At 63.4% G+C, this 12,297-nt stretch carries 10 protein-coding genes; 3 read left to right on the plus strand and 7 right to left on the minus strand.

Translation table 11 applies throughout. The features are described from left to right. Window positions 1-115: 115 nt before the first annotated feature. A complete protein-coding gene (locus BFX80_RS14520) occupies window positions 116-664 on the minus strand; it encodes a hypothetical protein (RefSeq protein WP_084209269.1) in 549 nt (182 codons plus the stop codon). A gap of 248 nt (window positions 665-912) precedes the next feature. Here BFX80_RS14520 and BFX80_RS14525 point away from each other — a divergent pair, with 248 nt between their 5' ends. Further along, window positions 913-1,365 (plus strand): universal stress protein, encoded by a 453-nt coding sequence (locus BFX80_RS14525; protein WP_084209270.1) that lies wholly within the window; start codon window positions 913-915, stop codon window positions 1,363-1,365. Window positions 1,366-1,453: 88 nt separating this feature from the next. On the opposite strand, the gene BFX80_RS14530 is transcribed toward BFX80_RS14525, so the two are convergent. Continuing rightward, complete coding sequence (locus BFX80_RS14530) at window positions 1,454-3,391, minus strand: ATP-binding cassette domain-containing protein (RefSeq protein ID WP_084209271.1); 1,938 nt, start codon at window positions 3,389-3,391, stop codon at window positions 1,454-1,456. 330 nt (window positions 3,392-3,721) lie between these two features. Between BFX80_RS14530 and BFX80_RS14535 the strand changes: the two genes are divergently transcribed. Beyond that, entirely contained in the window at window positions 3,722-4,681 is a 960-nt protein-coding gene (locus BFX80_RS14535; protein WP_084209272.1) for a TatD family hydrolase, read from the plus strand. A gap of 59 nt (window positions 4,682-4,740) precedes the next feature. Continuing rightward, window positions 4,741-5,307 carry a hypothetical protein gene (locus BFX80_RS14540; RefSeq protein WP_240499589.1) on the plus strand — a complete coding sequence of 189 codons (567 nt, stop codon included), beginning with the start codon at window positions 4,741-4,743 and terminating at the stop codon, window positions 5,305-5,307. Between the two features lie 92 nt (window positions 5,308-5,399). On the opposite strand, the gene BFX80_RS14545 is transcribed toward BFX80_RS14540, so the two are convergent. From BFX80_RS14545 to BFX80_RS14565, 5 genes are all read right to left on the minus strand, one after another. Next, the gene (locus tag BFX80_RS14545) at window positions 5,400-7,133 is read right to left on the minus strand and encodes a DEAD/DEAH box helicase (RefSeq protein WP_084209273.1); all 1,734 of its coding nucleotides are present in this window, start codon (window positions 7,131-7,133) and stop codon (window positions 5,400-5,402) included. 228 nt (window positions 7,134-7,361) lie between these two features. Beyond that, window positions 7,362-7,898: an HPP family protein gene (locus tag BFX80_RS14550; RefSeq protein WP_169477178.1), complete on the minus strand. Its 537-nt coding sequence runs from the start codon at window positions 7,896-7,898 to the stop codon at window positions 7,362-7,364. A 173-nt stretch (window positions 7,899-8,071) separates the two neighbouring features. Further along, window positions 8,072-9,874, minus strand: a complete 1,803-nt coding sequence (locus tag BFX80_RS14555; protein ID WP_240499590.1) for an ABC transporter permease — start codon at window positions 9,872-9,874, stop codon at window positions 8,072-8,074. Window positions 9,875-10,013: 139 nt separating this feature from the next. Continuing rightward, window positions 10,014-11,060, minus strand: a complete 1,047-nt coding sequence (locus BFX80_RS14560) for a Fe(3+) ABC transporter substrate-binding protein (RefSeq protein WP_084209274.1) — start codon at window positions 11,058-11,060, stop codon at window positions 10,014-10,016. 240 nt (window positions 11,061-11,300) lie between these two features. Further along, window positions 11,301-11,918 carry an elongation factor P hydroxylase gene (locus tag BFX80_RS14565; RefSeq protein WP_077373049.1) on the minus strand — a complete coding sequence of 206 codons (618 nt, stop codon included), beginning with the start codon at window positions 11,916-11,918 and terminating at the stop codon, window positions 11,301-11,303. Window positions 11,919-12,297 lie beyond the last annotated feature (379 nt).

The following is a 12,297-nucleotide window of genomic DNA, read 5'->3' on the forward strand; positions in this document are numbered from 1 at the left end:
AAGGAAAAAGCCCCCATCGAGTGACTCGACGGGGGCTTTTTTGCAAGACGTTCAAGGCAAGCTCAGGTCACGCGCCGGCCCTGCTCGCGGCCGAGGGCGGCCCGAAATATCACGCTCACCCGCCCGGCATTCTGGGCTCTGTCCCCACCAACGGACGGCGGCGATGGGCAATGGGGGCCTTGGCGATCAACAGGGCATGCAGTGCCTCGAACTCCCGGCGCCACGCCTCGCAGTCTTCCAGTGCCAGGCTCTCCCCCCACCACAGCGTCAAGCCGGACAGTGAGGACTCCAGCATCAGGGCATCCTCCGGCAACGCCCGCGTGAGATGTTCCAGAGCGGCCGCGAAGTCGGGGTCCTCCGCCAGGCGACTCTCTTCACGCCAACGATATCCGGGCACGGCCTCACGCAGTGCATCGCTGGCCCACTCGTCGTGGACGAGGATGAAGGGAGTGACATCGCGCTCGGTGGGCCAGGGACGACGATAGCCGACGATCCCCTTGGGGGCATCCGAAAGCGGTGCTGCCTTCAGGTCAACCCGCATGCCGTCCGCGATCACGGCCTTGCGCACCAGTGACGTGCGTGTCTCACGCTTGCTGGGGCGTAACCATGTCAGCGGCGACAACATCGCCAGCACCACGAAAATGATGATCAGAGCTGTCGTCATGAAATGTCCTGCCAGGAAGTGTCAGTAAGAAATTCGCGTCATCATCGAACGACTGCGGAAAACGCCGCCGTGCGGACAACCAGAAACGTGCCCAGAGCCCGAGCCATCCAACCGCGTACGGGGGGTTGCGCCTGGCGCACTGGCAATACGTTGATGCAAGTCATTGTCTTCCGGGGGTCGGCAAGCCTAGCATGGAAGCAGGTGCACGACGCCACTCGAATGGCCCACCTCTACGGGAGGAATTCAGGATGAGCAACGAATACAAGCATGTACTGGTCGCTGTCGATCTGACCAAGGATTCCCACCTGGTACTGGAACGCGCACTGCCCATCGCCAAGCGCAATGGTGCCAAGGTGTCCATCATGCATACCCTCGAGCCACTGGGCTTTGCCTATGGCGGGGACATCCCGATGGATCTGACCAGCATTCAGGATCAGCTGGATTCCCATGCCCGTGAGCGACTGGGGGATATCGCCACGCCACACGGTATCGCGCCTGAAGATCAGCATGTCGTGGTCGGCATGCCGGACAGCGAGATTCATCGCTTTGCCGCGGAACATGACGTGGATCTGATCGTGGTCGGCTCACATGGTCGCCATGGCTTCGCCCTGCTGCTGGGCTCCACCTCCACTGGTGTCCTGCATGGTGCCCGGTGTGATGTGCTGGCCGTCCGAGTGGGGGCAGATGACAGCGAAGAATGACGCCGGCGGTCAGTGAGCCGAGATGACACGAGGGCAGCCAATGGCTGCCCTCGTGTCATTCAGCACCCGGGGAGACGAGAGAAGAGACTCAGCCTTCCTGCATGGCCTCAAGCTCCATCCAGCGCTCCATCGTCTCTTCCAGCACCTGCTGCTTGTGGCTGAGCTTCTCGAGCGTCGTCTTCACGGCCTTGGCATCCCCCGTGTAGAACTCGGGCGCCGCGATCTCGGCTTCCAGCGTCGCGATCTCCGCTTCCAGCGTCTCGATGGTCGCCGGAATCAGATCCAGCTCGCGCTGGAACTTGTAGGGCAGCTTGACCTTCTTGGGGGCCTGCTGCGCCTGGGCGGCCTCACGCTTGCGACGCTCATCCTCGGCCTGCGCCTCACGACGGTGCTTTTCCTCGCGCTCACGCTCGACTTCCCACGGTGCCGGCGGCAGATGCCCGCCCTGACGTATCCAATCGCTGTAGCCCCCGACATACGGCTTGACGATCCCGTCGCCCTCAAAGGCCAGGATATTGGTGACCACGTTGTCCATGAAGGCACGGTCGTGGGAGACCAGCAGCACGGTACCGTCGAAGTCGAGCAGCAGCTCCTCGAGCAGCTCCAGCGTCTCGACATCCAGGTCGTTGGTCGGCTCATCCAGCACCAGCACGTTGGCCGGCATGGTGAACAGACGCGCCAGCAGCAGGCGATTGGACTCGCCCCCTGACAGCGAACGCACCGGCTGACGCGCGCGGTCCGGCGTGAACAGGAAGTTCTGCAGGTAGCTCATCACGTGCATGTCACGCCCGCCGACCGTGACACGGTCGCTGCCGCGCGCCACGTTGTCGTAGACGGTGGCTTCCATGTCCAGGCCCTTGCGCAGCTGATCGAAGTAGGCGATCTGAAGCTTGGTGCCTTCGATGCGCTTGCCTTCACTGGCCTCGAGCTGACCCAGCAGGATATGCAGCAGCGTCGTCTTGCCCGCGCCGTTGCGCCCCAGCAGGCCGACCTTGTCGCCGCGCTGGATCTCGACGCTCAGGTCACGGATGACCCACTTGCCCTGCGCCTCGTCGTAGCGATAGCTGACATTTTCCAGCTCCACGACGCGCTTGCCGCTGCGCTCGGCAGAATCGACGGCGATACGCGCACGGCCCTGCACCTCACGACGCTGTCCACGCTCATCACGCATCTTCTCCAGCGCGCGCACGCGACCTTCGTTACGGGTGCGGCGCGCCTTGATGCCCTGGCGGATCCAGGTCTCTTCCTGGGCCAGTTTCTTGTCGAATTCGGCGTTTTCCTTGGCCTCGACATCCATCTCGTGCTGCTTCTGGGCCTGATAGGCCGCGTAATCGCCCGGATAACGGCCGAGGCGGCCACGGTCCAGCTCCAGAATCTGGGTCGCCAGGCGCTTGAGGAAGGCCCTGTCGTGGGTGATGAACAGCACGGCGCCGGAGAAGGCCGCGACCTGCTCTTCCAGCCAGGCGATGGTATCGAGATCCAGATGGTTGGTCGGCTCATCGAGCAGCAGCAGGTCCGGGTCGGATACCAGCGCACGCGCCAGCGCGACACGCCGACGCCAGCCACCGGAGAGATCTTCCATCATGGTGTCTTCCGGCAGGCCCAGGCGGGTCAGCACGGTATCGATACGCTGCTGGAACTGCCAGCCATCGACGCTTTCCAGCGCGACCTGCACGTGCTCGAGACGCTTGAGGTCCGGTTCCGGATCACTGATCAGGTGATGGTATTCCGCCAGCAGCGCACCTGCCTGCGGCAGGCCTTCGGCAACGATATCGAAGATCGTGCGACCTTCCGCCGCCGGCAGATCCTGGGAGAGCACACCGATCTTGAGGCCCGGCGCCTTCCACAGCTCACCGGCATCGGCCTGGAACTCGCCGGTGATCAGCTTGAGCAGGGTCGACTTGCCGGTACCATTGCGGCCGACGAGCGCCAGGCGCTCGCCGCGCTCGACGACAAGATCCGCCCCATTGAGCAGAACGTGATGGCCATAGGCCAGCTGTAGATTTTCCAGTCGTAACAATGCCATGTGCAGCAGCAACTCGTGACGGGTCCGGGGCCGGGAAGGCCGCGGAGGAAGTGGGAGTCAGGCGGACAGGCCGCCGCCAGCGACGCGCGCCGGAGAATGACGCCATTCTACCCGAGGCGCAGCGTACAGGCGATGGAAGACACCGCAAGGGCTGAAAGACATCGGCGGCTTGGGTAGAATGGCCGACCACTTGAAAGCACGTCGTGCGCCTGGCATTGCCAACGAGCCGATCGCCTGGTGCCGGACTCTCGAGTGCCAGGCCAGCAGACGACCTGGTACGCCTTTCACTGCCGTGTTCCTTCTCCCTCCCCCGTGACTCAAGGGTGTTCGATGTCCGCGCTTCCTCCCCATGCTGATCCCTCAGCGCTGCCCTGCTATGACCCGGAGCAACTGAGCGAGACCTCGCTTGCCGACCTGTGCGCCGACCTGTCCCTCGATGACAGCGAGCGCCAGACGGCCCTGACACGGCTGGCGCCGGCGCTGCGCTTCGCAAGCCCGACGCCGCTGATCGACATCGGCGTCAACCTGACCCATGAAAGCTATGCTCAGGACATCGAGGGCACCTTGCTGCGAGCTCGCGCGGCGGGCGTCAGCCAGCAGATCCTGACCGGCACCAGCCTGGACGGCTCGCGTGAGGCTCAGGCGCTGGCGGCGCGCTATCGTGGCCTTTCTGCCACCGCCGGTGTGCATCCGCATGATGCCAGCCAGTGGAACGATGGTGTCGAGCGCGGTATCCGGGAGCTGCTGGCCCAGCAGGAAGTGGTCGCGGTGGGCGAATGCGGCCTGGATTTCAATCGCAACTTTTCCACGCCCGCCGAGCAGGCTCGCGCCTTCGAGGCCCAGCTGACCCTTGCCGCCGAGACAGGATTGCCACTGTTTCTGCATGAACGTGACGCCGGCCGACAGATGCTCGAGATGCTCAAGCACTGGCGGGATGACATCAGCCACGCGGTCGTGCACTGCTTCACCGGCGAGCGTGAGACACTATATGGCTATCTGGATCTCGACCTGCATATCGGGCTGACCGGCTGGCTGTGCGATGAACGCCGCGGCGAGCACCTGCGCAGCCTGTGTCGCGAGATTCCGCTGGAACGCCTGATGCTGGAAACCGACTGCCCCTATCTGGTGCCACGCAATCTGCCCGCCAAGCTCAAGGGACGCCGCCACGAACCCTCGCTGCTGGTCTGGATTCTGGCCGAGGTCGCTGCCCTGCGCGGCATGGAGATGGAAGCGCTGGCGCAGGCCACCACGGCGACTGCCACCCGCTTCTTCCGCCTGCCCGCGGCCTGACACGGCACGCCTTCCCTTGCACGCCCTTCTTTGCACGCTTCCCTGCTCTGGACACGACAATGCACGAATACGAACCTGAAACAGGCGACTTCCCCGCCTTCATCGCCGTCGAGACAGGCGAGGACTCAAGCCTGCCCCTGGCCATCGCCTGGGCCCTGCCCGATGGGCAGATGAAGCATGTCCTGATTCAGCCTGACGATGAATGGCTGGATGGGGAAATGCTGGAACTGGGCGACTACAGCCTGGATGACCTGAGAAGCTTCGGCGTCAGCCCTCTCGACGTGCTCAAGGAGCTGGAGCAGGACTACTACCAGACCACGCTCTATACCACCGGCGTCATGGATGACGAACAGGCGCTGGCGCGTCTGTTCGATGCCTACAACATGGACCCCTTCATCGAGTTTGCTCCTGCCGAGGGCCTCTACCCGGAACTATCCCCCGGCGACTGGGCACGCGAGCGCAACAACATGCTGTTCGAGCAGGGGCTGCAGCCCTTCCGACCGGACAACGAGGTGATGGTGATGCTGGCCATCCACACCCGCCTGCGCGGTGACGGTGTGCGTGGCGATGAAGACATCCAGGGCACAGGCCCGGACTATGAGATCGACTGGGAAGAAGACGTCTGATTTCCTTCCGCCATCTCTGAAACGCAGAACGCCCCGACAACCGGTAGTTGTCGGGGCGTTCTGGTTCACGACTTCAGTCTGTCCCGCAAGGCTCAGCCGTTGGAGCGGCCACCACCGCCATTGCCACCGCTGGAGCGATTGCGGCCACCACGCGAACGACGACGCGGACGCTCTTCACTGGACGGTGCCTCCGGCGCGCGATTGCCGTTCACTTCCGGGCGCGGCGCGACGCGGTTGCCATCCACCTCACGCGGTGCGGGAGCACGATTGCCGCGATTGTCGTCGTCGTGATTGGCACCGCCACCTTGCGGGCGCTGGCCGCCAGTACGCTGACCGCCAGTGCGCTGACTTTCCGAACGAGCGCCGCCAGTGCGCTGACCGCCCGAGCGCGCGCCGCCAGTGCGCTGGCCGTCAGAGCGCTGACCGCTATTGCCACGGCCTTCACCGGCAGGCTTGCCACCAGTGCGCTGACCATCCGAGCGCGCGCCGCCAGTGCGCTGGCCGCCATTACGTTGGCCGTCAGAGCGCTGGCCACCATTGCCACGACCTTCACCGGCAGGCTTGCCGCCAGGGCGCTGGCCGCCAGTGCGCTGGCCGCCAGTGCGCTGGCCGCCAGAGCGCTGGCCGCCACGCGGCTGACGCGGCTCACGTTCCGGCTCGACGTCGACTTCCGGCACGAAACCTTCCACTTCGACACGCTTGAGCTTGCCCTTGAGCAGACGTTCGATACCGCCGAGCTCCTTGCGCTCATCGCTGGAAACCAGCGAGATGGCACGCCCGCTGGCACCGGCGCGACCGGTACGTCCGATCCGGTGAACGTAGTCTTCCGGGACATTGGGCAGTTCGTAGTTCACGACCTGCGGCAGCTGCTCGATATCCAGGCCACGTGCCGCGATATCGGTGGCAACCAGCACGCGCACTTCGCCGTTCTTGAAACCGGCCAATGCCTTGGTACGGGCATTCTGGCTCTTGTTGCCATGAATCGCCGCGGCGCTGATGCCGGACTTCTCGAGCTTGGTCGCCAGACGGTTGGCCCCATGCTTGGTACGCGTGAAGACCAGCACCTGATGCCAGTTTTCCTTGAGGATCAGATGCTTGAGCAGCGAAGGCTTGTGGCTCTTCTCCACGGTATGGATATGCTGCTCGACCTTCTCGGCCGTGGTGTTGCGCGGGCTGGCTTCCACGGCGACCGGATCATTGAGCAGCTTGTTGGCCATGCCGCGAATCTCGTCCGAGAAGGTCGCGGAGAACAGTAGCGTCTGACGCTTGGTCGGCAGCAGCTTGAGCAGGCGGCGAATGTCGTGGATGAAGCCCATGTCCAGCATGCGGTCCGCTTCGTCCAGCACCAGCGTCTCGAGATCCGAGAAATCGATGGCCTTCTGGGAGTGCAGGTCCAGCAGGCGACCCGGTGTGGCGGTCAGGATCTCGACGCCGGAAGACAGGCGGCTGATCTGCGGATTGATCTTCACGCCACCGAACACCACGGCATTGCGCAGCTTCAGGTGACGGGAGTAGGCCGTGACGTTTTCGTCGATCTGCGCGGCCAGTTCACGCGTCGGCGTGACGATCAGGGCCTTGATCTTGCGGGCGCCTGCAGGGGCGCCGTTTGAGAGGCGCTCGACCAGCGGCAAGGCGAAACCGGCAGTCTTGCCGGTACCGGTGCGCGCGGCAGCCATCACGTCACGACCTTCCAGCACGGCAGGAATCGCACCCGCCTGCACCGGGGACGGCGTGGAATAGCCCATCTCGGCAATCGCTTTCAGAACAGGAGCGGACAGCCCCAGGGCGGCAAAAGCCGGGATGGAGTTGGCAGTAGTCTCAGTCATCAATATCTCTTCGGCTGACCGGCCACGTGCTGGTCGATCATTAAGGAATGGCGCCTGGCCGGGCACGTGCCGGGAGAGAGAGCGAGGCGTATCAGGCACAGTGAAGAAGGCGTTGGTCTGGGGGACCTCGGCGGACTGCTGCCAGTCGCTCGCGTCAGGCGATGACCCAGTCTATCACCTTCCGCCGGCGACTGCAGAAGCACGCGCCCGGTGGTGGCCCCTGATGACTCAATGCCAGTGCAGCGGATAGCGACGATGACGCGCCAGGTTGTTGATCAATACCGCCAGCACCAGCATGGCCAGGCACCCCAGACCGACGGGAAGCAAGGCATACCAGTAGCCGAGCGCATGCAGGGGTTCACCGCCGATCACCGCGATCAAGGCCGTGGCGCCGCCCGGCGGATGCAGGGTATGCGTCAGCTGCATCACCAGCAGTGCCACCGAGACTGCCATGGCGGCTGCCAGCCAGCCATCGCCCAGCCAGTGATAGCAGGCCACGCCGACCAGCGCCGACAACAGGTTGCCGCCCAGTACATTGCGCGGCTGCGCCAGCGGACTATGCGGCGCACCGTAGAGCAGTACCGAGGTCGCCCCGAAGGAGCCGACCAGCAGCAAGGTGCTGACCGCCAGATAATGTGATGACATCCAGCCGATCAACGCCATGCCGAGAAAGGCCCCCAGCCAGGACCACAGGGCATCGGCAACATGCGGCTTGCCACGCTTGAGCGGGCCTCCGCGCATCTTGGTCAGATAAGGCTTGATCATCGTGCGAGTCGTCTCCGGGAGTGTCCTTGCGTCATCAAGCGCTGCACCCTAGGCGATCTCAAGGGCAGGGACAACTACCGTATGGCAATAAGCTGATGCCCGCTCGGCACCGGTCACTCCCGTCACGCACGCCGGCTCTCGTCTCTCTTACTCTTGCTCTTGCTCTTGCTCGTTCACGCTTCGCTGCGTGAGGCGACGATGGTGCGCGAGATCACGATCACCGGCAGGATACCGACCAGCACGATCACCAGTGCCGGCAGCGCCGCCTGCTCGAGCATTTCATCGGAGGCGTACTGATAGACGTGAGTGGCGAGCGTATCGAAGTTGAAGGGGCGCAGCAGCAAGGTGGCCGGCAGCTCCTTCATGGCATCCACGAACACCACAAGCGCCGCGGTCAGAAGCCCCGGACGAATCAGCGGCAGATGCACACGACGCAGGGTCGAGAAGGTGTTCTCGCCCAGCGAGCGTGCCGCCATGTCCATCGAGGGCGTGACCTTGTCGAGGCTCGACTCGATGGAGCCCGCGGCAATCGCCAAGAAGCGCACCACATAGGCGATGATGATCGCGCCCATCGTTCCCGTCAGCAGCAATCCGCTGGAGATGCCGAAATTGGCCCGCAGGAAGCTGTCCAGTGCATTGTCGAAGCCGGATAGCGGTACCAGAACGCCCAACCCCAGCACGGCACCCGGCATGGCGTAGCCCAGACTCGAAAGCTTGAGTGCTTGCTGTACGCTGGCGGTGCGATCCAGCCGCTTGGCATAGGCCAGCAGCACCCCGATGATCAGGGTCAGTACCGCAGCGCTCACCGCCAGTATCAGGCTGTTCACGGCATAGCCTGCGAAGTCCGGTGTCCAGGATTCCTCGAAATACAGGATGGCGTGCCGCGTGAGCAAGCCCACCGGCAGCAGGAAACCGAAGAACAGCGGCAGGAAACAGGCCAGTGACGCCACTGATGCCCGCCATCCCGTCAGGGTCGGACGTTGATAGCGACGGTAGCGATCGCCCTTGCCGAACTGGCGCTGACGACGCCGAGCATGCCGCTCGAGCCAGATCAGCGTGACCACGAAGATCATCAGGCACAGCGCGATCTGCGCCGCACCGCGCAGGCTGCCCATGTTGAGCCAGACATTGAAGATGCCGGCGGTCAGCGAGCGTACCGCGAAGTAGTCCACTGTTCCGAAGTCGTTGAGCGCCTCCATCATCGCCAGTGCAAGGCCGACGGCAATCGCCGGTCGGGCGCTGGGCAGTGCCACGCGCCAGAAGCTTTGCCACCCGTTGCAGCCCAGCGTTCTGCTGGCATCGCGCAGTGAGGGCGACTGATCGAGAAATGCCGAGCGTGCCAGCATGAAGACATAGGGAAACAGCACCAGGGACAGCATCAGGATGGCGCCCCCCAGGCTGCGGATCTCCGGGAAGTAGTAATCCTGGGGCGAATCCCAGCCAAACAGGGCACGCAGCGCGCCCTGGAAGGGGCCGGCATACTCAAAGACGTCGGTATAGATGTAGGCGATGACGTTGGCGGGAATCGCGAACGGCAACAGCAGCGACCACTCGAAGGTGCGTCGCAGCGGAAACTGATACATGGTGGTCAACCAGGCCGAGACGACCCCCATGCTGCCACTGAGGACCGCCACTCCCGCCACCAGCGCCAGACTGGTCATGACGTAATCGGGGAGCACGGTGGAGACGAGATGCGGCCAGATGCCCTCCCCGGCCTGATCACTGCCATCGTCACCGAAGACAGCCAGCCAGACGACGGCCAGCACCGGCATGACCACCAGTGCGGCCACGCCCCAGGCGCTGACGAACCAGCCCATGTGGGTTCCGAGACGCCGCTGACGACGCCGGATGGCCGCTGCATCGTAGTGCGCCATTTCCTGGGCGGCCGGCGATCGCCCGGTGCCGCTCATGGCGGCCACCGCCTCTCCTTCAAAGCTCGCACCTTGCTCAGCCAACAGCCGCTTGCCCTGGGTCATCTGACGTCCTCGTTATCCCGCAACTGCAATTGCGTCTATTTTACATGCTTTGCGCAAACGAAGAGGGGCTGTCGCATCGCGACAGCCCCTCTTCGTTCATGACAGCTCGCTCGGTAGCCTCTGGCTCCGGCGAGTGCCCTTACTGGTTGAAGCCGACTTCATTGACCATCTGCGCGGCGCGCTTGCGAAGCTTGGCGACTTCGGTCAGCGGCAGGTCATCCTGCTTGAACTCGCCCCATGAGGTCAGCAGCTCGGAGCTCTCGGCTTTCGGGTTGGCCGGATACTCGAAGTTGACCTCGGCATACATGTGCTGGGCGGTCTTCTCGGTGAGGAAGCGCATCAGCTTGAGGGCATTCTCTTCGTGCGGGGCGTACTTGGTCATCGCCATGCCGGAGATGTTCATGTGCGTGCCGACGCCGTTCTGATCCGGGAATTCGATACGTGCCTTCTCGGCCCACGGGCGCTGCTCGTCATTGTCGAGCATCTTGCCGTAGTAATAGCTGTTGCCGATGGCCACATCACAGACGTTGTCGCGGATCGCCTTGATCTGATCACGATCGCCACCCTGAGGCTTGCGCGCCAGATTGGCCTTGAAGCCTTCCAGCCACTCACGCGTGGCCTCTTCACCGTTGTGCGCGATGCGTGAGGCGATCAGTGCGACGTTGTAGGGGTGATCACCGGCGCGTGAGCAGACGCGCCCCTTCAGGCTCGGATCCGCCAGGTCGTCATAGCTTGCCACCTGACCGGCCTCGAGACGCTCGACACTGGTGTAGAGCACCCGTGCGCGCGTGGTGATGCCGAACCACTGATTGTCGGGGCCGTGGTACTGCTCGGGCAGATTGGCCTCAATGACCTCGTCATTGACGCTCTTGACCAGCTCCTCGTCGACCAGCTCCTGCAGACGTCCCACATCCACGGTCAGCAGCACGTCAGCCGGAGTGTTGCGCCCTTCCCGCTTGAGACGCTCGGCCAGGCCCTGCTTGGCGAAGACCACATTGACCTTGACGCCGGTCTCCTCGGTGAACTCCTTGAGGAACGGCTCGATCAGATAGGCCTGACGATAGGAATAGACGTTGACCTCTTCCTGGGCTTGAGCCGGCAGCGCCGTGGCGGCGGTAACGCCAGCCAGTGCGCCCAGCAGCAGCTTGCGGACGGAGGATGCAGAAATCGTGGTGGAAGCTGTCATCGAATACCCCTGTTCGAAGGTCCCCGCTTCTGGCCTGCTGGTGCAGGGGAAGCAGAATGATCGTAGCAATGCGAATCATTCTAATCACAAAGGGTTTCCGATCGCAACGCTCGTGCAACGCTGACTTGCAGTTTTCGCAATCCGTGCTAGCAGTTCATGCCTGAAAACCCGGCGATTCCATGGCGGGATATCTCGAGGCGCGCGGAACAGACAATGTCCTGCGCCGGCATGGCGGGCGCATCAGGCCACGCGGCCATCCTCCCCGACGGCAGGCAATAGCGTCATCGCCTCCTGGATGGCTTGCGTGTGTGAAAGCTTGCGCTGCCAGACAGCGTGCAGCGCATGTCGGAAGGCATTGGCGCGTGCTGGCAGGCCGCACCTTTCGTATTCAGCGGCCCGCTCGTCGACACGCTGTGCGAAGGCATCGCGATCCACCTCAAGCTCCAGATTATCGACGCTGACATGAAACGGCTTGGCGACTGCACGGTGGAACAATTGCTCCAGCGCCTGCGGGGCTACCTCGACACTTTCAAAGGCCTTCTGCTGGTGTGCATCACGTCCGTCCGGTGCATACCAGTAACCGTAATCCTCCTTGAGGCGTCGCTCAGGGCCCGCGATGCACCAGTGACTGACTTCGTGCAGAGCGCTGGAGAAGAAGCCGCGCGCCAGATAGAGACGATGAAAGCCGAGCTCATCGCCTGGAGAGTCGCCGCTGGCGACCCCATCCTGCACCTCATCCGTCGTCATGCCGGCGGGCAGATAGAGAGGTTCGTGGGGGGCGCGCCGCAACAAGGTGTTGTAGGACGTGGCAAACAGTCCATCGAAGAGGGAAGTCAACGCCGTCAGCTCAGGGTCCATCGACTCTTGATCCGTCAGGGCCTGCCCCCCCGCCAGGGCATGATCAGGCATGGCATCGCCGTCTGCGCTGCACGCCTCATGACGTGATGACAGGGTGCGAGGCACGCGGGAAAGTTCTGAAGAAAGCAACACAGGCAAGTCTCGACGATCGTGTGAATCAGCAGCGATATCAGTACCCGGAGATAGGGACGGTACTGCATGACGATGTCGAGCATTGTACGTGGCTCGTTCGTATCACGTCATTCCACCTGACAGGTGAGTACCAAGCGCTGATAATTCACTCTCTTGCGCCCCGCAGGCAGGCCTTATCTGCTAGGATGGCGCGCCAAGCAAGAATGATTCTCGATTACCAGCAGGAGCCTGCCGTGCCCCCCGCCGA

Origin of the sequence: Cobetia marina, from assembly GCF_001720485.1 — a bacterium.
Lineage (GTDB): Bacteria > Pseudomonadota > Gammaproteobacteria > Pseudomonadales > Halomonadaceae > Cobetia > Cobetia marina.